Source organism: Burkholderia sp. MSMB0856 (genome assembly GCF_001524645.2).
GTDB classification, from domain to species: Bacteria; Pseudomonadota; Gammaproteobacteria; order Burkholderiales; family Burkholderiaceae; genus Burkholderia; species Burkholderia diffusa.
The window spans coordinates 1,366,735-1,387,243 of record NZ_CP013427.1 but is presented as its reverse complement, the minus strand read 5'-3'; the positions used below and the strand labels follow the sequence as shown (position 1 = coordinate 1,387,243).

At 67.8% G+C, this 20,509-nt stretch carries 16 protein-coding genes; 9 read left to right on the top strand and 7 right to left on the bottom strand.

Annotated features, from left to right (window positions below; genetic code table 11):
* Positions 1–78 precede the first annotated feature (78 nt).
* The 3 genes from WS87_RS07610 to WS87_RS07600 all read right to left on the bottom strand — a co-directional run bounded on the left by WS87_RS07610 (position 79) and on the right by WS87_RS07600 (position 6,044).
* A complete protein-coding gene (locus WS87_RS07610; protein WP_059817745.1) occupies positions 79–1,365 on the bottom strand; it encodes a cell division protein ZipA C-terminal FtsZ-binding domain-containing protein in 1,287 nt (428 codons plus the stop codon).
* Positions 1,366–1,450: 85 nt separating this feature from the next.
* Complete coding sequence (gene smc, locus WS87_RS07605) at positions 1,451–4,963, bottom strand: chromosome segregation protein SMC (RefSeq protein WP_059817747.1); 3,513 nt, start codon at positions 4,961–4,963, stop codon at positions 1,451–1,453.
* Positions 4,964–5,102: 139 nt separating this feature from the next.
* Positions 5,103–6,044 (bottom strand): DMT family transporter, encoded by a 942-nt coding sequence (locus tag WS87_RS07600; RefSeq protein WP_059701553.1) that lies wholly within the window; start codon positions 6,042–6,044, stop codon positions 5,103–5,105.
* Between the two features lie 159 nt (positions 6,045–6,203).
* On the opposite strand from WS87_RS07600, the gene dapC reads away from it, so the two are divergent.
* From dapC to cls, 6 genes are all read left to right on the top strand, one after another.
* Positions 6,204–7,436 (top strand): succinyldiaminopimelate transaminase, encoded by a 1,233-nt coding sequence (gene dapC, locus WS87_RS07595; protein ID WP_059817749.1) that lies wholly within the window; start codon positions 6,204–6,206, stop codon positions 7,434–7,436.
* 45 nt (positions 7,437–7,481) lie between these two features.
* Entirely contained in the window at positions 7,482–8,309 is an 828-nt protein-coding gene (gene dapD / locus WS87_RS07590; RefSeq protein ID WP_059817751.1) for a 2,3,4,5-tetrahydropyridine-2,6-dicarboxylate N-succinyltransferase, read from the top strand.
* Positions 8,309–8,677: an ArsC family reductase gene (locus tag WS87_RS07585; RefSeq protein WP_044847939.1), complete on the top strand. Its 369-nt coding sequence runs from the start codon at positions 8,309–8,311 to the stop codon at positions 8,675–8,677. Before dapD ends, WS87_RS07585 begins: the two co-directional genes overlap by 1 nt.
* Positions 8,678–8,765: 88 nt before the next feature.
* Positions 8,766–9,905: a succinyl-diaminopimelate desuccinylase gene (dapE, locus tag WS87_RS07580; protein WP_059817753.1), complete on the top strand. Its 1,140-nt coding sequence runs from the start codon at positions 8,766–8,768 to the stop codon at positions 9,903–9,905.
* Between the two features lie 11 nt (positions 9,906–9,916).
* Positions 9,917–10,825, top strand: coding sequence for a 50S ribosomal protein L3 N(5)-glutamine methyltransferase (gene prmB / locus WS87_RS07575; RefSeq protein ID WP_059529297.1), 909 nt, complete (start codon positions 9,917–9,919; stop codon positions 10,823–10,825).
* 113 nt (positions 10,826–10,938) lie between these two features.
* Positions 10,939–12,378: a cardiolipin synthase gene (gene cls, locus WS87_RS07570; protein ID WP_059817755.1), complete on the top strand. Its 1,440-nt coding sequence runs from the start codon at positions 10,939–10,941 to the stop codon at positions 12,376–12,378.
* A gap of 120 nt (positions 12,379–12,498) precedes the next feature.
* Here cls and WS87_RS07565 read toward each other — a convergent pair whose 3' ends face one another.
* Positions 12,499–12,978, bottom strand: a complete 480-nt coding sequence (locus WS87_RS07565; protein WP_059529292.1) for a glutathione peroxidase — start codon at positions 12,976–12,978, stop codon at positions 12,499–12,501.
* A 136-nt stretch (positions 12,979–13,114) separates the two neighbouring features.
* Between WS87_RS07565 and WS87_RS07560 the strand changes: the two genes are divergently transcribed.
* Entirely contained in the window at positions 13,115–15,046 is a 1,932-nt protein-coding gene (locus WS87_RS07560) for an ATP-binding cassette domain-containing protein (protein ID WP_059817756.1), read from the top strand.
* Between the two features lie 191 nt (positions 15,047–15,237).
* Here WS87_RS07560 and WS87_RS07555 read toward each other — a convergent pair whose 3' ends face one another.
* The 3 genes from WS87_RS07555 to alr form a co-directional block, all read right to left on the bottom strand.
* The gene (locus tag WS87_RS07555) at positions 15,238–15,504 is read right to left on the bottom strand and encodes a DUF2866 domain-containing protein (RefSeq protein WP_059529286.1); all 267 of its coding nucleotides are present in this window, start codon (positions 15,502–15,504) and stop codon (positions 15,238–15,240) included.
* A gap of 148 nt (positions 15,505–15,652) precedes the next feature.
* Positions 15,653–17,029 carry a DNA repair protein RadA gene (gene radA / locus WS87_RS07550; protein WP_044847946.1) on the bottom strand — a complete coding sequence of 459 codons (1,377 nt, stop codon included), beginning with the start codon at positions 17,027–17,029 and terminating at the stop codon, positions 15,653–15,655.
* Between the two features lie 11 nt (positions 17,030–17,040).
* Positions 17,041–18,111, bottom strand: coding sequence for an alanine racemase (gene alr / locus WS87_RS07545; protein WP_059817759.1), 1,071 nt, complete (start codon positions 18,109–18,111; stop codon positions 17,041–17,043).
* 218 nt (positions 18,112–18,329) lie between these two features.
* Here alr and lplT point away from each other — a divergent pair, with 218 nt between their 5' ends.
* Both lplT and thiD read left to right on the top strand, forming a co-directional pair.
* Complete coding sequence (gene lplT / locus WS87_RS07540) at positions 18,330–19,637, top strand: lysophospholipid transporter LplT (RefSeq protein WP_059817761.1); 1,308 nt, start codon at positions 18,330–18,332, stop codon at positions 19,635–19,637.
* Positions 19,638–19,695: 58 nt separating this feature from the next.
* A complete protein-coding gene (gene thiD, locus WS87_RS07535; protein WP_059817762.1) occupies positions 19,696–20,505 on the top strand; it encodes a bifunctional hydroxymethylpyrimidine kinase/phosphomethylpyrimidine kinase in 810 nt (269 codons plus the stop codon).
* Positions 20,506–20,509: the final 4 nt, after the last annotated feature.

Sequence of the window (20,509 nt, the reverse complement as noted above, 5' to 3'; positions counted from 1 at the left end):
TGCGGTGCACACGGACGGTGTGTGCGGCGCTGCAACGACAACGGGCGACGGCATCGCAGGCCGTCGCCCGTGAACGCGTTACTGGCTGAAGAGGCGGCGCGTGACCGGCGAACCGGCCGGGATGCCCGCTTCCTCGAGCTTCGCGTACAGCTTCATGAGTTGCTGGTCGATCGCCACCAGCGTCGACTCCGGCAGCGGCCGGCGCGAATCGTCGACGACCCGCGCACCGATCCGCTCGGACAGCGACTTCGCGTAGTCGCACATCAGCCGGAACGGCAGGATGTCCTCTTCGGCAACCGGCACGTCGAGCACCAGCGTGATCATGTTGCCGCCCTTGTAGGTCAGGTCGTCACGCAGGAAGTTCGTGTCGCCGAACTGCAGCATGAACACGGGGTTCTGCTTCGCATCGAGCTTCACGAAGCGCGTGCCGTCGCGCGACAGCAGCAGCCCGTCCTGGGAAGCGACGGCCTGCACGTAGTTCGCCGACCACGGCGCGCCGTCCGACATCACGTTGATCGACAACTGCGCGTCGCACTGCGCGGCAAAGCCGTCGAGTTCGCGCGCCATCGCGACCGTCTCCATCATGTCCGGGAATTCCGGTGCGCCGTCGATCGCGTCGGCGAATTGCTGGACGCCCGTCACGAATTCGGAGAATTCGAGTTCGTTCAGCGCGCCGCTGCGGTTCGCGAGCTGGGCGGCAGCACGCAGCTCTTCATAGCGCACGCCGTTCTGCAGCAGTTCCCACTGGCCGCCTTCCGGCTTGCCCTCGATATGCACGGGCTTGCTGCCCGCGCGGCGCAGCCGCTGCGCGACCGGCAGGATCTTGTCGCCCGGCAGCGGCGCGCCGAGGCGAATCGGTACGATGCAGTCGATCCGGCGGTCGACGATCGCGGGCGGTGCCGACGAAATCGTCGTCGCGGCGGGCAGCACGGGTTCAGCCGGTTCGTTCGATGCATCCGCGGCCGGTGCTTCCTGCGTGGCGGCGACCGCACCTTCGTCGACGGCCTGCTCGGTCGACGCCGACGGCGCGTCGACGCCGGTGGCCTCGGCCTGCAGGTCGGCCGGCGTGTCGGCAGGCGCCACGCCACCGAAGGTCGGCTCGACGCGCGCGGCGTCGGCCGACGCGCTCGCGGCAGCGGCGGCCGGTGCCGGCGCCGTGGATTCGCGGCGCACGGGCTGGCGCACCGGCTCGATGAACGGCAGCTCTTCATCGCGCTCGGGGCGATTCATCGCCTCGGCCGTCTCTTCCGGCATCGGACGCGGCATCCTGCGCCGCACCTTCGCGCCCTGCCACGCGTTGTAGACCACGACGCCGCCCACCACGACGGCGCCCGCGCCGATCAATCCGAGTGTCAACTCGTCCATGCACGCTCCATCAGCAATTCTTGTTCGTCGGACTCGCGAACGGGCGCCCATGCGCCGCGCGAACGCGGTCCGGTTTCGTCAAACGTCAATTCTGGGCAAAACCCGCGGCGGTTTCCATGTCCACCGCGACGATCCGCGACACGCCCTGCTCCTGCATCGTCACGCCGATCAGCTGCTGCGCCATCTCCATCGCGATCTTGTTGTGCGAGATGAAGAGGAACTGCGTCTTGTCGGACATCGCGCGCACGAGATTCGCGAAACGCTCGGTGTTCGCGTCGTCGAGCGGCGCGTCGACCTCGTCGAGCAGACAGAACGGTGCCGGGTTCAGCTGGAACATCGCGAACACCAGCGCGGTGGCGGTCAGCGCCTTTTCGCCGCCCGACAGCAGGTGGATGGTCGCGTTCTTCTTGCCCGGCGGCTGCGCCATCACCTGCACGCCCGCGTCGAGGATCTCGTCGCCCGTCATGATCAGCTTCGCCTGGCCGCCGCCGAACAGGCGCGGGAACAGGTCGCTGAAGTGACGGTTGACCTCGTCGAACGTGCCCTGCAGCAGCGTGCGGGTTTCCTGGTCGATCTTGTGGATCGCATCCTCGAGCGTCGTGATCGCGTCGGTCAGGTCGGCCGACTGCGCATCGAGGAACACCTTGCGCTCGCTCGCGGCTTTCAGCTCGTCGAGCGCGGCCATGTTGACCGGCCCCAGCGCGTTGATCGCGTTGTTCAGGCGCGTGACCTCGCCCTGCAGGTACGACGGTTTCAGGTCGGGCGTCAGCTTCTCGCGCAGCGCTTGCTCGTCGACCTCGGCCGCCGCGAGCTGCTCGGCAAACTGCTCGACGGACAGGCGCGCGGCCTGCTCCTTCAGCTGCAGCTCGGTGATGCGGTCGCGCAACGGCTGTAGCGAACGCTCGGCGACGAGACGCTGCTCGTCCGAGGCGCGCAGCTTAGCCGTCAGGTCGTCGAGTTCGATCCGCGCGGCCTGCAACGCCTCTTCCTTCACCGCGCGAATTTCGAGCGCGTCCTGCAGGCCCGTGTGCGCGGTCTGTTCGTTGATCGTTTCGAGTTCGGCGCGCGCGTCTTCCAGCGACGCGGCGACGCGCTCGCTCTGCTCGTGCGCAACCTGGATGCTGCGCTTGAGCTCGTCGATCCGCGTGACCGCGTTGCGCGCGGCGAAGCGTGCGTCGTTCGCGCCGCGCTCGAGATCGCGCGCTTCCTGGCGCGCCTGCGTCAGCGATTCGTCGAGCGCCTCGAATGCGAGCTGGTTGTCCTCGAAGCGCGCCTGCAGTTCCGCGAGTTCGCCGTCGAAACGCTCGAAGTTCGCTTCGGATTCCGCGCGCAGCGCGCGTTGCTCGTCGATCTGCGCGCCGATTTCCTCGAGCTCCTCGCGGATCTGCGTGCTGCGCTGCGTGTAGCGCTCATGCGCCTGCGCGAGCTTCAGCACGTCCATCTGCAGTGCGTGCACGCGCTGCGTCGCGCGCTCGGCCTGCGCGCGCACGTCGCCGAGCGCCTGCGTGGCCTGCGTGTGCGCGGCCTCCGCCCGCACGGCGGCGGTGCGGGCCTCGTCGGCGAGCAGCGCCTGCGCGCGCACCTGGCGCGTCAGGTTCTCGATTTCCTGCTGGCGAGCCAGCATCCCGGCCTGCTCCGAATCGGCCGCGTACAGCTGCACGCCGACACGCGTGACGATGTGGCCGGCCTTGACGACGAACGCGCCACCTGCCGGCAGTTGCGCGCGCGTCGCGAGCGCCTGCGCGACGTCGTCGGCGACGTACACGTTGCCGAGCCAGTCGTTCAGCACCGCACGGATGCCCGCATCGTCGATGCGTACGAGCGACAGCACCGGGCGCAGCCCGGCCGCGGCGGCCGGCGATTCACCGGCCGCGGGCGGCGCGTAGAACGCGAGCTTCGCGGGCGGCGCGTCGGTCGCGAACGCCTTCACCCAGTCGAGATTCGACACTTCGAGCGCAGCCAGACGCTCGCGCAGCACGGCCTCGAGCGCCGCTTCCCAGCCCGCCTCGACGTGCAGCTTCTTCCAGAGACGCGGCAGCGCGCCGAGCTCGTGCTTGTCGAGCCACGGCTGGATCTTGCCTTCGGTCTGCACGTTCTCCTGCAGCTGCTTGAGCGCGGCGAGCCGCGCCTCGAGCTGGTGGATCTGCGCGCTTTCGGCCTGTACGCGCTCCTGTGCGGCGCGGCGTTCGCCGTCGAGGCGCGGCAGCGCGTCCTGCGCATCGGTCAGGCGTGCCTGGGCTTCGGCGAGGATCTCTTCCTGCTCGGCGAGCTGCATGCGCAACTCCTCGAGCTGCGCTTCGTCCGGTGCATCGAGCCCGCCCGCCTCGGACTTCAGGCGTTCATGGCGCTGCTGAAGCTGCTGGAGCTGCTGGTCGGCATTGCGCTGGTGCGCCGCCTCGAGCTTCAATGACTGTTCGGTCTGCGCGATCCGCGCGCGCTCGTCGTTGAGCTGCGCCTGCGCATCGCGCCATTTCGCCTCGAGCGCCGGGAGCGCGTCGTGTTTCGCAGCCGCGTTGTCTTCCGCGAGCGCGGCCTTCTCGTCGGCCATCGCCCGCGCTTCTTCCGCTTCCTCGAGCTCGTCCTGCGCCTTCTCGGCCTGCGCGCGCCATTGCTCGCGCTGCGCGTTCAGCGCGGCGATCTGCGCCTGCACGCGATTGCGCGATTCGACGATGAACTTGATCTCGGCCTCGAGGCGGCTCACTTCGGCGTTCGCCTCGTAGAGCGCACCCTGCGCGCCCTGCATCGCGTCGCTCGCCGAATAATGCGCGACCCGCAACGTCTCGAGCTGCGACTCGACCTCGCGCAGCTTTGCCGTCTGCGCCTCGAGGTCGATCTGCGCCTGCTCGATCGCGCGCTGCTGCTTCTGCTGCTCGCTCGCGGCCTCGTTCTTGCGCAGCAGCCACAACAGGCGCTGCTTCTCCTCGCCGTCGGCGACGAGTTCCTTGTATTTGGTCGCGACGACGGCCTGCGCCTCGAGCTTCTCGAGGTTCGCGCCGAGCTCGCGGACGATGTCCTCGACGCGCGTCAGGTTCTCGCGCGTGTCGTGCAGGCGGTTCTCCGTCTCGCGGCGGCGCTCCTTGTACTTCGACACGCCGGCGGCTTCCTCGAGGAACACGCGCAGCTCTTCCGGCTTCGCCTCGATGATCCGCGCGATCATGCCCTGGCCGATGATCGCGTACGCGCGCGGGCCGAGGCCCGTGCCGAGGAAGATGTCCTGGATGTCGCGGCGGCGCGCCGGCAGGTTGTTGATGTAGTAGCTCGACGTGCCGTCGCGCGTCAGCACGCGCTTCACGGCGATCTCGCCGTACTGGCCCCACTGCCCGGCCGCGCGGCCGTCGGAGTTGTCGAAAATCAGTTCGACGCTGGCCCGGCTACCGGGCTTGCGTGCGGTCGAGCCGTTGAAGATCACGTCCTGCATCGACTCGCCGCGCAGCTCGGACGCGCGCGACTCGCCGAGCACCCAGCGCACGGCATCGATGATGTTGGACTTGCCGCACCCGTTCGGGCCCACCACGCCGACAAGCTGGCCCGGAACCTGGAAATGCGTGGGATCGACAAAGGATTTGAAGCCAGCGAGTTTGATCGAGCTCAGACGCACGGCGGTATCGGATGTGAAGAAGGTGTGAAACGGACGGGGCCGCGACGCGCGGGGCCGGACGGCCCATGCGCGCGATGCGCCCCGGAATTCAAAAGCGGGGCCGCGCGCATCCAGCGTTGGGCCCCGCAAACGGCTTCCATCATACCATCGCGCGTGCGCCGTCCCGCCCGTCGCCGGGTTTGCCCGATGCCGGCGCGGCACGATGGACCCGGCTCGACAGCAGCGTCGCCAGCACGATGCATGCGCCGCCCGCCCACTCGCGCGCCGTCGGTAGTTCGTTCGCGAACACCCACGCGGACAGCGCGGTGATCACGATCTCGAACAGCATGATGATCGACGCGCGGTTCGCCGGCACGCGCGCGAGGCCGTATTGCACGAGCAGGTTGTTCGCCGCCATCGTCACGCCGATCGCGGCGACGATCAGCGCGGCGACGCCGAGCTGGCCGCCCGCCGGCGCGGCCGGCAGCCCCTCGAACAGCGATGCGATCGCGCCGAACACCGCCGCGCCGCCGAACAGCGTCGCCGTGCGCATTTCGGCGCGCATGTCCGGCAGCTCGCGGCTCGCCTTGATCACGAGCACGTTGCTCATCGCGAAACTCAGGCCGGCCGCGAGCCCCGCCCATTCGGCCGGGTTGGCCGGCAGCGGCATGCCGAGCTTCGGCGACCACAGCATCAGCATCGCGCCGCCGATCGACAGCGCCGCAAGCCCCACGCCGGCCCAGGTCAGCCGCTCGCGCAGCAGGAAATGCGCGTAGATCGCGGTCCAGGCGGGCGTCAGGTAGAACAGCAGCATCACGCGCAGCACTTCTCCGTGGATCGTGCCCCATACGAAGCCCAGGTTCGTCACGCCCGCCGTGATCGCGATGCCCGGCAGCACCCAGTGCCAGCGCAGCGTGGCGATCGTGCGGTGCCGCACGACCACCACGAACAGGAAAGCAACGGCGCTCGTCAGCGCGCTCGCCAGCGTGCCGGTGAGCCCGAGCGACGCGAGGATCCGCAGCGGATACCAGATCAGGCCCCATACCGACGCGCCGATCAGGATGGCCAGCGTCGGCAGGCTGCCGCGTACCGCGTTATTCATTTGGTTCGATACCCTTTATTCGACCGGCCCGGCCGCCGTTCCGGCGGGCCGTGACCGCATTGCATCACGCTATAATCGCCCGTTGCGACCCGCGCGCCGTCGGCGCCCGCTCGCAGCCGTGCGGCACCCGCGCCGCCCCTTTCGCTCCAACCGGCCGCGATGGCCGCTTCGCCCGTGAACCCTCGACTCGACTCGCTCCAGCCCTATCCCTTCGAAAAGCTGCGCGCCCTGTTCAAGGACGTGACGCCCTCCGCCGGCCTGAAACCGATCAGCTTCGGTATCGGCGAGCCCAAGCACCCGACTCCGGCGCTGATCCGCGACGCCGTGGTGGCTTCGCTCGACGGCCTCGCGTCATATCCGGCCACGGCCGGCTCGGACGCGCTGCGCACGTCGATCGCGCACTGGCTGGAGCGCCGCTACGGGCTGCCGGCGATCGACCCGGCCACGCAGGTGCTGCCCGTGTCGGGGTCGCGCGAGGCGCTGTTCTCGCTCGCGCAGACGGTGATCGACGCGCGCCCGACCGCGGACGGCGAGAAAGCGATCGTACTCTGTCCGAATCCGTTCTATCAAATTTACGAAGGCGCGGCGCTCCTGGCCGGTGCCGAACCCTATTTCGCGAACAGCGACCCGGCGCGTAACTTCGCGTGCGACTACGCGGCCGTGCCCGAGGAAGTCTGGGCGCGCACCCAGCTGCTGTACGTGTGCTCCCCGGGCAACCCGACGGGCGCCGTGCTGACGCTCGACGACTGGCGCGAGCTGTTCGCGCTGTCCGACCGCCACGGCTTCGTGATCGCATCCGACGAGTGCTATTCGGAGATCTACTTCGACGAAGCGGCGCCGCCGCTCGGCGGCCTCGAGGCCGCGCACCGCCTCGGTCGCGGCTTCGAGCGGCTCGTGATGCTGTCGAGCCTGTCGAAGCGCTCGAACGTGCCGGGCATGCGCTCGGGCTTCGTCGCCGGCGACGCCTCGCTGCTGAAGAAATTCCTGCTCTACCGCACGTACCACGGCGCCGCGCTGTCGCCGGTCTGGCAGCACGCGAGCATCGCCGCGTGGAACGACGAGGCGCACGTGCGCGAGAACCGCGCGCTGTACCTGCAGAAGTTCAGCACGGTCACGCCGATGCTGGCCGACGTGATCGACGTGAAGCTGCCCGACGCCGCGTTCTACCTATGGGCCAATGTCGCGCGCACCGGCCTGTCGGATACCGAGTTCGCCCGCCGCCTGTACGCCGACTATAATGTGACGGTTCTGCCCGGCTCGTACCTGGCGCGCGATGCGCACGGCACGAATCCGGGCCGCGATTTCATCCGGATCGCGCTCGTCGCGGGCACCCCCGAATGCGTCGAGGGCGCGCAACGCATCGTCGATTTCTGCCGGGCTCTCGCGCGGTAAGACGTCCATCCCGATCAATTCCATTCATCTCCTGCGAAAACGAACATGTCGCAACAACTTCAGCAAATCATCGATACCGCCTGGGAAAACCGCGCCGAGCTGTCGCCGAAGGCCGCGCCCGCCGACATCCGCGAAGCCGTCGCTCATGCGATCGAGCAACTCGACAAGGGTGCACTGCGCGTCGCCGAGAAGATCGACGGCAACTGGACCGTGCACCAGTGGCTGAAGAAGGCCGTGCTGCTGTCGTTCCGCCTGGAGGACAACGCACCGATGCCGGCCGGCGGCTACTCGCAGTTCTACGACAAGGTGCCGTCGAAGTTCGCGAACTACACGGCCGAAGACTTCGCCGCGGGCGGCTTCCGCGTCGTGCCGCCGGCCATCGCGCGCCGCGGCTCGTTCATCGCGAAGAACGTCGTGCTGATGCCGTCGTACACCAACATCGGCGCGTACGTCGACGAAGGCACGATGGTCGACACGTGGGCCACCGTCGGCTCGTGCGCGCAGATCGGCAAGAACGTGCACCTGTCGGGCGGCGTCGGCATCGGCGGCGTGCTTGAGCCGCTGCAGGCGAACCCCGTCATCATCGAAGACAACTGCTTCATCGGCGCGCGCTCGGAAGTCGTCGAAGGCGTGATCGTCGAGGAGAACTCGGTGATCTCGATGGGCGTGTACCTCGGCCAGAGCACGAAGATCTACGATCGCGAAACGGGTGAAGTCAGCTACGGCCGCATCCCGGCCGGCTCGGTCGTCGTCGCCGGCAACCTGCCGTCGAAGGACGGCTCGCACAGCCTGTACTGCGCGGTGATCGTGAAGAAGGTCGACGCGAAGACCCGCGCGAAGGTCGGCCTGAACGAGCTGCTGCGAGGCGACTGATGGCCAAGCCGCGCACCGTGGTCGTCTACGGCATTCCGAACTGCGACACCGTGAAGAAGGCCCGCGTGTGGCTCGACGATCACGGCGTCGAGTTCGAGTTCCACGACTTCAAGAAGCTCGGCGTCAGCGCACCGCTCGTCGAGGACTGGCTGAAGGACGTGTCGCTCGACGCGCTCGTGAACAAGCGCGGCACGACGTGGCGCGGCCTGGACGACGCCATGAAGGCGGCCGCGGAAACGAAGTCCGGCGCGGTCGCGCTGATGATCCACAAGCCGTCGGTCATCAAGCGCCCCGTGCTCGTCGTCAACGGCCGCGTGAAATCGCTCGGTTTCGTGGCCGATCAGTACGCGGCCCTGTTTGCCGCCTAGGGCCGCCCGCGCTGCGCCCGCGCCGCGCACGACGCCCCATCGCTGCCGGCCACCGCGCCGGCATTTTTTATCGAAAGTGGTCCGAACCATGTCCGCCACCCTAGCCCTTACCGAACAGCTGATCGCCCGCGCGTCCGTCACGCCCGACGACCAGCATTGCCAGCAGATCATGACCGAGCGCCTCGCCGCGCTCGGCTTCGAATGCGAGACCATCGCGTCGCACGGCGTGACCAACCTGTGGGCCGTCAAGCGCGGTACCGACGGCCGCGACGGCAAGCTGCTCGCGTTCGCGGGCCACACCGACGTCGTGCCGACCGGCCCGCTCGAGCAGTGGACTTCGCCGCCGTTCATTCCCGCGCATCGCGACGGCAAGCTGTACGGCCGCGGCGCGGCCGACATGAAGACGTCGCTCGCGGCGTTCGTCGTCGCCTCCGAGGAATTCGTCGCGGCCCACCCCGGCCATCGCGGCGCGATCGCGTTCCTGATCACGAGCGACGAGGAAGGACCGGCCACCGACGGCACCGTGAAGGTCGTCGAGCTGCTCGAAGCGCGCGGCGAACGCCTCGACTACTGCATCGTCGGCGAACCGACGTCGACCGCCGAACTCGGCGACGTCGTGAAGAACGGCCGCCGCGGCTCGATGTCGGGCGAACTGATCGTCAAGGGCGTGCAGGGCCACATCGCGTACCCGCACCTCGCGAAGAACCCGATCCACCTGCTCGCGCCGGCGCTCGCCGAGCTCGCCGCCGAACAGTGGGACGAAGGCAACGAATACTTCCCGCCGACCACCTGGCAGGTGTCGAACCTGCATGCGGGCACCGGCGCGACCAACGTGATCCCCGGCCACGCAGACCTGATGTTCAACTTCCGCTTTTCGACGGCGAGCACCGTCGAGGGCTTGCAGGCACGCGTGCATGCGATCCTCGAGAAGCACGGCCTCGAGTACACGCTGAAGTGGTCGGTGAGCGGCCTGCCGTTCCTCACGCCGCGCGGCGACCTGTCGAACGCGCTCGAGAACGCGATCCGCGCCGAAACCGGCCTCACGACCGAACTGTCGACAACGGGCGGCACGTCCGACGGGCGCTTCATCGCGCGCATCTGCCCGCAGGTGATCGAGTTTGGTCCGCCGAACGGCAGCATCCACAAGATCGACGAACACATCGACGTGCGCTTCGTCGACCCGCTGAAGAACGTGTACCGCCGCGTGCTCGAACAACTGATTGCCTGACGGAGCCTCGCATGACGACACCTTTTGCAACCGTTCGCGACCTGCTGCGCTATGCGGTCACGCGCTTCTCGAAGGCGAAGCTCGCGTTCGGCCACGGCTCGGACAACGCGTACGACGAAGCCGCCTACCTCGTGCTGCACACGCTCGACCTTCCGCTCGACACGCTCGAGCCGTTCCTCGATGCTCGCCTGCTGCCCGACGAAATCGCGGCAGTGCTCGCGGTGATCGAACGACGCGCAACCGACCGCGTGCCGGCCGCCTATCTCACGCATGAAGCGTGGATGCACGGCCACCGCTTCTACGTCGACGAGCGCGTGATCGTGCCACGCTCGTTCATCGGCGAGCTGCTCGACGACGGGCTGCAGCCGTATGTCGCCGATCCCGAACAAGTCGGCGCGGTGCTCGAGCTGTGCACCGGCTCCGGCTGCCTCGCGATTCTCGCGGCCAGCGCGTTCCCGAATGCCGAGATCGACGCGGTCGACCTGTCCGAGAAGGCACTCGAAGTCGCCAGGATCAACGTGCACGACTATGGTCTCGACGATCGCATCACGCTGCATCACGGCGACCTCTACGCGCCGCTGCCCGCGTTCCGCGCCGAGCCCGACACACGCTACGACGTGATCCTGACGAATCCGCCGTACGTGAACGCAACGTCGATGGCGGCCCTCCCGCCCGAATACCGGCACGAGCCGGAGATGGCGCTCGCGGGCGGCGACGACGGCATGGACATCGTGCGACGCATCATCGGGCAAGCGCACAAGTGGCTGCACGACGATGGCGTGCTCGTCGTCGAGATCGGCAATGAGCGCGAGCACGTCGAAGCCGCGTTCGGCGGCCTCGAGCTCACGTGGCTGCCCACCAGCGCGGGCGACGACGCCGTGTTCCTGATCCAGGCGTCGGACCTGCCGCGCAAGGCCTGACGGCACCCCACGACCGAACCGTGCGGTACGGCACACCGCTGTCCCGCACGGTTCGGTAAGATGCGCGTAAGCGGCCGTCGCGCCGCACGACTTCAGGAGTCCGTCACGCGCCCATGACCCTCGACTGGTTACACCTCGGCACCCTGATCCTGGCCATCCATGTGCTCGGGATCATCGCGGCGTGTCACGCGATCTTGAACACGCGCACGTCGCAAGGCGCGATCGCGTGGGCGGTATCGCTCGCCGCGATGCCATACCTGACGCTCATTCCCTATCTGTTCCTCGGCCGCAGCAAGTTCTCCGGCTACGTCGACGCGCGGCGCCACGAGATGGAAGCGCTGCGCACGCACACGCCGCGCGCGCCGTGGCCCGATGCGAACGCAACCGACGGGCCGGCCGCCGACGCGATCGGCCGGGCCGCCGTGCTGGCGCTTACGCGGCTGGGCGGAATGCCGTTCGTCGGCGGCAATGCGGTGCGCACGCTCGTGAACGGCGACGCGACCTTCTCGGCGATCCTGTCGGCGATCGACGCCGCGCGCGACTACGTAATCGTCCAGTTCTTCATCGTGCGCGACGACGCGCTCGGCCAGATGCTGCGCGACGCGCTGCTCGCCCGCGCGGCGGCCGGCGTGCGCTGCTACCTGCTGTACGACAGCATCGGCAGCTTCGACCTGCCGCACAGCTACGTCGACACGCTGCGCCGCGGCGGCGTCGAGGTCCATCCGTTCGCGACCCACCGCAAGTTCGTCAACCGCTTCCAGCTCAACTTCCGCAACCATCGCAAGATCGTCGTCGTCGACGGCAATCGCGCGTTCGTCGGCGGCCTCAACGTCGGCGTCGAATATCTCGGCGCGAACCGGCGCCTGTCGCCGTGGCGCGACACCCATATCGAGATCCGGGGCCCGGTGGTGGCCAGCATTCAGTACGTGTTCGCCGAAGACTGGCACTGGGCCACGCAGACGCTGCCGGCGCTCGCCACACCGCCGGAGGCGCTGCCCGACGACGCGATGCATTGCCTCGCCGTGCCGATGGGGCCGGCCGACAAACAGGAAACCGGCTCGCTGTTCTTCGTCGAGGCGATCAACGCCGCGCGCGAACGGATCTGGATCACGACGCCGTATCTCGTACCCGACGAAGCGGTGATCGCCGCGCTGAAGCTCGCGGTGATGCGCGGCGTCGACGTGCGCATCCTGATCCCGAGCCGGCGCGACCACTACGTCGTGTTCGAGGCGTCCAGGCTCTATGCGCGCGATCTCGTCGACGCGGGCGTCAAGGTGTTCCGCTACCGGCCCGGCTTCCTGCACCAGAAGGTCGTGCTGATCGACCGCGTCGCCGCCGCGATCGGCAGCGCGAATCTCGACAACCGTTCGTTCCGGCTCAACTTCGAAATCATGGTGCTGACCGTCGATCGCACGTTCGCCGACGAGGTCGAGACCATGCTCGACGCCGATTTCGCACTGGCCTACGAAGTCGATGCGAACGAGTATCGGCACTCGCCCGCGTGGCGACGCATCGCGATGCACGTCGCGCGCCTGTTCGCGCCGATCCTGTAGCGGCCGCGCGAGCGCCGAACGTGCGCTGCCTGGATGACGGCACACGCTTTCGCGGGATTCGGCTCGGCGCGGCCGCCACTGCCCGCTCGGTCCGAACAGCCCCCCCGCCGCTTCTCGACGTTACAACAGCTTGTCGATATCCGCGGCGATGTCCTCAGGCTTCGTCGACGGCGCATAGCGCTTGACGATCCGCCCGTCACGGTCGATCAGGAATTTCGTGAAATTCCACTTGATCGCCTTGAGGCCGAGGATGCCGGGCGCCTCGTCGGTCAGGTAGCGGTACAACGGATGCGCGTGGTCGCCCTTCACATCGATCTTCGCGAACATCGGGAACGTGACGCCGTAATTGCGCTCGCAGAACGCGCCGATCTGCGCGGCGTCGCCCGGCTCCTGCTTGCCGAACTGGTTGCACGGGAAGCCGAGCACGAAGAAACCGCGCGCCGCGTACTGGTCGTACAGCTTCTGCAGGCCCGCATACTGCGGCGTGAAACCGCACTCGCTCGCGGTATTGACGATCAGCAGCACCTTGCCGCGGTACGCATCGAGCGACGCCGGCTCACCGGCGAGCGTCTCTGCGCTGAACGAATACAGGGTGGACATCGGGCACTCCTTTTACGAAACCGGATCGAGGTGGAGTCTAGGCCAAATCGTGCCGTTGCGGCACCTGCCGAACGGCCGATATCCGGGGCGACGCGCGCGCAGTCTAGAATAGCGGTTTTGGCCAGTCATTCCCGCCGTGATCCGTTTCAATCAGTTCAGCCTTGCGCGCGGCACCAAGCCGCTGTTCGAGTCGGCCTCGTTCGTGCTCAATCCCGGCGAAAAGGCCGGCCTGATCGGCGCGAACGGCGCCGGCAAATCGACGCTGTTCTCGGTCCTGCGCGGCGAGCTGCATTCCGACGCCGGCGATTTCGCGATGCCGCCGTCGTGGCGGATCGCCCACGTGTCGCAGGAAACGCCCGCCGTCGACCGCTCGGCGCTCGACTACACGCTCGACGGCGACACCGCGCTGCGCGAGATCGAAGCGCGCATCGCCGCCGCCTCGGCCGCGCATGACGGCGCAGCCGAGGCCGACGCACATGCGGCCTTCGCCGACGCCGATGGCTATACCGCGCCGGCGCGCGCCGAAGCACTGCTGCTCGGCCTCGGCTTCACGCTCGCGCAGACGCGCGAATCGGTCGCCAGCTTCTCCGGCGGCTGGCGCATGCGGCTGAACCTCGCGCAGGCGCTGATGTGCCGCTCCGACCTGCTGCTGCTCGACGAACCGACCAACCACCTCGACCTCGACGCGATCGTCTGGCTCGAAGACTGGCTGCACCGCTACGCTGGCACGCTCGTCGTGATCTCGCACGACCGCGAATTCCTCGACTCGATCTGCAACGTCACGCTGCATCTGGAAAATCGCCAGGTGAAGCGCTACGGCGGCAATTACTCGCAATTCGAAGTGCTGCGCGCGCAACAACTGGCGCTGCAGCAAAGCGCATACGAAAAGCAGCAGAAGACGATCGAGCACCTGCAGAGCTTCGTCGACCGCTTCAAGGCCAAGGCGACCAAGGCCAAGCAGGCGCAAAGCCGGATGAAGGCGCTCGAGAAGATGGAGTTGATCGCGCCCGCGCACATCGCATCGCCGTTCACCTTCGAGTTCCGCACGCCCGATGCGGCGCCGAATCCGATGATGGTGATGGAGGACGTCCGCTGCGGCTACCACGCCGACGACGGAACGGACATCCCGATCGTCGAACGCGTGGCGCTGTCGATCCAGAACGGCCAGCGCATCGGCCTGCTCGGCGCGAACGGCCAGGGCAAGTCGACGCTGATCAAGACGCTGGCCGGCACGCTCGCGCCGCTGTCGGGCCACGTGCGCGACGGCAAGGGGCTGACGATCGGCTATTTCGCGCAGCACCAGCTCGAAACGCTGCGCGAGGACGATTCGCCGCTCGCGCATCTCGCCCGGCTCGCCCCCGATACGCGCGAGCAGGAACTGCGCGACTTCCTCGGCGGCTTCAATTTCTCGGGCGACATGGCGACGAGCCCGGTCGGCCCGTTCTCGGGTGGCGAGAAAGCGCGGCTCGCGCTCGCGCTGATCATCTGGCAGAAGCCGAACCTGCTGCTGCTCGACGAGCCGACCAACCACCTCGACCTCGAAACGCGTCACGCGCTGACGATGGCGCTCGCGCAGTTCGAAGGCACGCTGATCCTCGTCTCGCACGACCGCCACCTGCTGCGCGCGACCACCGACCAGTTCATGCTCGTCGCGAAACACCGTCTGCAGCCGTTCGACGGCGATCTCGACGATTACCGCGACTGGCTCCTGCAGCATGCGGCCGAGCAACGCGCGGCCGCGAAGGCCGACAGCGCGGCGGCAGCGGGTGTGGATCCGGGCGTCAACCGCAAGGATCAGAAACGTCAGGCGGCCGAGGAGCGCCAGCGGTTGTCGCAGTTGAAGAAACCGCTGCAGAACCGCATCACGAAGCTCGAAAAGGAAATGGAAACATTGCACGCGGAGAAGGCTCGCCTCGACGCGTTCGTCGCCGATCCGGCGAGCTACGAGGCCGCGCGCAAGACGGAACTGACCGACGCGATCCGCAAGCTCGGTGAGGTCAATACCCGGCTCGAAACCGTCGAGGCGGACTGGCTCGCCGTGCAGGAAGAGCTCGAGCAGATCGGCTGACCACGGCCCGGGCGCCGTCGGCCGATCGCTTCATCTGCCACGCGCGGCACCCCCGGGATGCGTCAACGCCCGACGCACCGCCCGGTTGCGCCGGGCCCGGAAACGACAAGGCCGGGCACTCAGGCCCGGCCTTGTCGTCATTGTCGCGTTCGCCGTTGTCGCGTCGGCCGTTCGTCAGCCCCGCCACCCGCTCAACGCCGCGGCAACGTATCGCGCGGCATCTGCTCGTCGTCGTCCATCAGATGACGCCGCCCTTCGGTCGGCCGGCGGATCGCCGCCGCGACCTCCGCTTCCGTCACGTCCTCGGACACGACCCGGCGCGCGATGCGCCCTTCGTCGTCGATCCACTCGACGATCCGACATCCACCGCCCCACGGCTGAACGATCGGCTCCGACACGCGGCAGCCGCGCAGGTTGTAACTGCGTCCGCCCGGCGTTTCCCCATACTGTTTGAACATAGGTTCCCTTCGCATTGCGCGGTTCGACAATCCGGCAAAGGATAGGGAAAAGCGATGTCCGGCAGGTTACATCAGCCTACATATTCTTTACAACGAATTACGCGACAGATCGCGGCCGGCCGGCACGCGCGGGTGCCGGCCACCACGGTCATTCGAGATCGCGCACGCGGTCGATCGCCTGCTCGATCCGCTCGACGGCCATCACGTTCAGCCCTTCGATCGGCTGTTTTGGCGCATTCGCCTTCGGGATCAGCGCTGCGGTGAAACCAAGCTTCGCCGCCTCGCGCAGCCGTTCCTGGCCACGCGGCGACGGCCGGATCTCGCCCGCCAGCCCCACTTCGCCGAATACGATCAGGCCCTTCGGCAGCGCCTTGTTGCGCATCGACGAATGGATCGCGAGCAGCACCGCGAGGTCGGCGGCCGGTTCGGTGATCTTCACGCCGCCCACCGCGTTCAGAAACACGTCCTGATCGAAACACGCGATGCCCGCATGCCGGTGCAGCACCGCGAGCAGCATCGCGAGCCGGTTCTGCTCGAGGCCGACCGCTAGCCGGCGCGGGTTCGGCACGTGGGCCGTATCGACGAGCGCCTGGATTTCGACGAGTAGCGGGCGTGTGCCCTCCTGCGTGACGAGCACGCAGGAACCCGGCACGACCTGCTCGTGCTGCGACAGGAACAGCGCGGACGGATTCGCGACACCGCGCAGCCCGCGCTCGGTCATCGCGAACACGCCAAGTTCGTTGACCGCACCGAAGCGGTTCTTGAACGCGCGCACGAGCCGGAACGACGAATGGGTGTCGCCTTCGAAGTACAGCACCGTGTCGACGATGTGCTCGAGCACGCGCGGGCCGGCGAGGTTGCCCTCCTTCGTCACGTGCCCGACCATGATGATCGCGGTGCCGGACTGTTTCGCGATGCGCGTGAGCTGCGCCGCGCACTCGCGCACCTGGGCCACCGAGCCGGGCGCCGACGTCAGCGCTTCGGAATAGACGGTCTGGATCGAGTCGATGACGGCGACGTCCGGCCGTTCCGCGTCGATCGCGGCCTGGATCTTCTCGAGCTGGATTTCGGCGAGCAGCTTCAGCTCGGCCGCCGGCGCGCCGCCGTCGAGCAGCGCGAGCCGTTGCGCGCGCAACGCGATCTGCGCGGCCGATTCCTCGCCGCTGATATAGAGTGCACGGCGCTCGCTGGCGATGTCCGCGAGCGACTGCAGTAACAGCGTCGACTTGCCGATGCCCGGATCGCCGCCGATCAGCACGACGCCGCCCGGCACCAGCCCGCCGCCCAGCACGCGGTCGAATTCGCCGATGCCGGTGGAGAAGCGCGGCACGTCGGCCGCCTCGATGTCGACGAGCCGCTGCACGGGCGCCCGCTTCGCGAGCGACTGGAAGCGATGGGCGGCCGGCGACTCGGCGACCGATTCGACGAGCGTATTCCAGGCCTGGCACGACGGGCATTGCCCCTGCCACTTCGGGGTCTGTCCGCCGCACTCGCTGCAGACGTAGACGGTTTTCTGTTTTGCCACGCGTGCTGCCCTTATTCCGCGCGCACCGGCACGCGGCCGGCGACCGCGCACATCAGTTCATAGCCGATGGTCCCGCAATGGCGCGCGACGTCGTCGATCGGCAGCGCGTCGCCCCACAGCTCGACCCGCGCGCCGACGCCGGCCTGCGGGCACGGCGTCAGGTCGACGGTAATCATGTCCATCGATACGCGGCCGACGATCCGCGTGCGGATGCCGTCGACGATCACCGGCGTCCCTTCGGGCGCGACGCGCGGATAGCCGTCCGCATAGCCGCACGCGACGACGCCGATGCGCATCTGCGCCTGCGCGGAGAACGTCGAGCCGTAGCCGATCGCCTGCCCCTTCGCGATTGTCTGCACGGCGATCAGCTCGGACGCGAGCGTCATCGCGGGCTTCAGGCCCGTGTCGGCGATGTCGGCCGACAGCCCCGACGGCGACGCGCCGTACAGCACAATCCCCGGGCGCACCCAGTCGAAGTGCGTATCCGGATGCCACAGCACGGCAGCCGAATTCGCGAGACTGCGCGCACCGGCAATGTTTTCCGCACCGCGCTCGAACGTCGCGAGCTGATCGGCCACACCGCGCTCGTTGTCCGCGTCCGAAAAATGGGTCATCAACGTAATCTGGCCGATGCCGGGGCACGCGCGGGCGCGCTCCCACGCGGCGCGGTATTTCTCCGGCACGTAGCCGAGCCGGTTCATCCCGCTGTTCATCTTGAGGTGCACGTTGACGGGCTTCGACAACCGCGCCGTCTCCAGCATCCGCATCTGTTCGTCGTTGTGGACGGTGGTCGTGAGGCTGTAGCGGTCGATCACGTCGATGTCGGTCGAGCGAAAGAACCCTTCGAGCAGCAGGATCGGGCCGGCCCAGCCGAGCTCGCGCAGCTTCACGGCCTCGTCGAGGTCGAGCAGGCCGAAGCCGTCGGTGCCGCGCAGGCCGGGAAACACGCGCGCGAGACCGTGGCCGTACGCGTTGGCCTTGACGACCGCCCAGACCTTGGACGGGCCGGCAAATCGGCGGACGACGGAGAGATTGTTCGCGAGAGCGGCGGTGTGGATGGTGGCGGAGATCGGGCGCGGCATGGGAAATTTACGTAAAGACGCTTGCGAATCATCAGCTTACCGCGCCTTTTGAGCACCGAAGCCGACAATTTGCGGAACGATCGGGGAATCTTGCTAGTCCGAATTGCCGTATTTTCGTGTTATAAAGCCGTGCGCACAACCCATTTCGAACGGAATAAGCCGATCGCATACCAGGCGGCCTACGCGGCCCTGCCGCAGCGACGAAAGCATCGCATCAGATGAAAAAAGGTTTTTACACCATCATGGCCGCGCAGTTTTTCTCGTCGTTGGCCGACAATGCGCTTCTCATCGCCGCCATCGCCCTGCTGAAAGACCTCCACGCCCCCAACTGGATGACACCGCTGCTCAAGCTGTTCTTCGTGTTGTCCTACGTGGTGCTGGCGGCGTATGTCGGTGCGTTCGCCGACTCGCGCCCGAAGGGCCGAGTGATGTTCATCACCAACTCGATCAAGGTGGTCGGCTGCCTGATCATGCTGCTCGGCGCTCATCCGCTGATCGCGTACGGGATCGTCGGCTTCGGCGCCGCGGCCTACTCGCCCGCGAAATACGGCATTCTGACCGAGCTGCTGCCGGCCGACAGGCTCGTCGCCGCGAACGGCTGGATCGAAGGCACGACCGTCAGCTCGATCATCCTCGGCACCGTGCTCGGCGGCGCGCTGATCAGCCCGCACATCGCGTCGCACGTGATCGCGCACACGCCAGCCTGGATCGCCACGCCCGCCGAAGCGGCGATGGTGATCATCATGGCGATCTACGTGATCGCCGCCATCTTCAACCTGCGGATCCCCGATACGGGCGCGCGCTACCCGAAGCAGGAGCGTGGCCCGGTCAAGCTCCTCACCGACTTCGCCGACTGCTTCATGGTGCTCTGGCGCGACAAGCTCGGCCAGATCTCGCTCGCGGTCACGACGCTGTTCTGGGGCGCCGGCGCGACGCTGCAGTTCATCGTGCTGAAGTGGGCCGAAGTCTCGCTCAACATGTCGCTGTCCGAAGGCGCGATCCTGCAGGCGGTAGTCGCGGTCGGTGTCGCGGGCGGCGCGATCGCCGCCGCCGCGCGGATCCCGCTGAAGAAGTCGCTCACCGTGCTGCCCGTCGGCATCATCATGGGCATCGCGGTCATGCTGATGGCGTTCTACACGCGTGACCTGTTCCCGTCGCACTGGGCCGTGCACTTCGGCCACCTGCGCCTGCCGGCGTACCTGATCGTCGCGTACATCTTCCTGATCTGCGTCGGCGCGCTGTCCGGCTACTTCGTGGTTCCGATGAACGCACTGCTGCAGCATCGCGGCCACGTGCTGCTGTCGGCCGGTCACTCGATCGCGGTGCAGAATTTCAACGAGAACCTGTCGGTGCTCGTGATGCTGTGCCTGTATGCCGTGCTGGTCTGGCTCGACGTGCCGGTCGGCGTCGTGATCGTGCTGTTCGGCACGTTCGTCTGCCTGACGATGTGGCTCGTGATGCGCCGCCACCAGGCGAACCAGCGTCAGTTCGACTCGGTCGCGCTGATCGGCGAGTCGCGGCACTGACGCTACACTTCCCGTTTTCGTCCGTCGGCGCCGGTATTCGAACCGGCGCCTTGCCATCATGACGCACCCGATACCCAACGTCCTGACGATCGCCGGCTCCGACTCGGGCGGCGGCGCGGGCATCCAGGCCGACCTCAAGACCTTCTCCGCGCTCGGCGCGTACGGCGCGAGCGTGATCACCGCGCTGACCGCGCAGAACACGTGCGGCGTAACCGGCGTGCACGCGCCGGACGCCGCGTTCGTGACCGCGCAGCTCGACGCGGTGTTCGACGACATCCGCATCGACGCGGTCAAGATCGGCATGCTCGCGAACGCGGCGATCGTGCACGCTGTGGGCGATGCGCTGCGGCGCCATGCGCCGCGCTTCGTCGTGCTCGACACGGTGATGATCTCGAAGAGCTCGCATGCGCTGCTCGCGCCCGATGCGGTCGACGCGTTGCGCGACGCGCTGCTGCCGCTCGCGACCGTCGTCACGCCGAACCTGCCCGAAGCGGCCGCCCTGCTCGGCGATACGCCCGCGACGACCGAAGACGAGATGGTCCGGCAAGGTCAACTGCTGCTGAAGACCGGTGCGCGCGCCGTGCTGATGAAGGGCGGCCATCTGCCCGATGCCGCCGCGAGCCCCGACTGGCTCGTCGACGCGGCGCATACGGTGCGGTTCGACGGTGCGCGCGTGCCGGTCAGCAACACGCACGGCACCGGCTGCACGCTGTCGTCGGCGATCGCCGCGCTGCTGCCGCAACAGCCCGATCTCGAGAGCGCGGTGCGCGAAGCAAAGGCCTATCTGACCGGCGCGATCGCCGCGAGTGGTCAGCTCGACGTCGGCCACGGCGTCGGCCCCGTCCATCACTTCCATCGCTGGTGGTAAGCGC

What these genes read in the sequence shown, in the direction of transcription:
- dapE (WP_059817753.1), top strand. Translation starts at nt 8,766, where the DNA reads ATGTCCGCCACCCTAGCCCTTACCGAACAGCTGATCGCCCGCGCGTCC.
- dapD (WP_059817751.1), top strand. Translation starts at nt 7,482, where the DNA reads ATGTCGCAACAACTTCAGCAAATCATCGATACCGCCTGGGAAAACCGC.
- prmB (WP_059529297.1), top strand. Translation starts at nt 9,917, where the DNA reads ATGACGACACCTTTTGCAACCGTTCGCGACCTGCTGCGCTATGCGGTC.
- WS87_RS07565 (WP_059529292.1), bottom strand. Translation starts at nt 12,978, where the DNA reads ATGTCCACCCTGTATTCGTTCAGCGCAGAGACGCTCGCCGGTGAGCCG.
- alr (WP_059817759.1), bottom strand. Translation starts at nt 18,111, where the DNA reads ATGCCGCGCCCGATCTCCGCCACCATCCACACCGCCGCTCTCGCGAAC.
- dapC (WP_059817749.1), top strand. Translation starts at nt 6,204, where the DNA reads ATGGCCGCTTCGCCCGTGAACCCTCGACTCGACTCGCTCCAGCCCTAT.
- thiD (WP_059817762.1), top strand. Translation starts at nt 19,696, where the DNA reads ATGACGCACCCGATACCCAACGTCCTGACGATCGCCGGCTCCGACTCG.
- WS87_RS07600 (WP_059701553.1), bottom strand. Translation starts at nt 6,044, where the DNA reads ATGAATAACGCGGTACGCGGCAGCCTGCCGACGCTGGCCATCCTGATC.
- WS87_RS07555 (WP_059529286.1), bottom strand. Translation starts at nt 15,504, where the DNA reads ATGTTCAAACAGTATGGGGAAACGCCGGGCGGACGCAGTTACAACCTG.
- WS87_RS07610 (WP_059817745.1), bottom strand. Translation starts at nt 1,365, where the DNA reads ATGGACGAGTTGACACTCGGATTGATCGGCGCGGGCGCCGTCGTGGTG.
- lplT (WP_059817761.1), top strand. Translation starts at nt 18,330, where the DNA reads ATGAAAAAAGGTTTTTACACCATCATGGCCGCGCAGTTTTTCTCGTCG.
- cls (WP_059817755.1), top strand. Translation starts at nt 10,939, where the DNA reads ATGACCCTCGACTGGTTACACCTCGGCACCCTGATCCTGGCCATCCAT.
- WS87_RS07585 (WP_044847939.1), top strand. Translation starts at nt 8,309, where the DNA reads ATGGCCAAGCCGCGCACCGTGGTCGTCTACGGCATTCCGAACTGCGAC.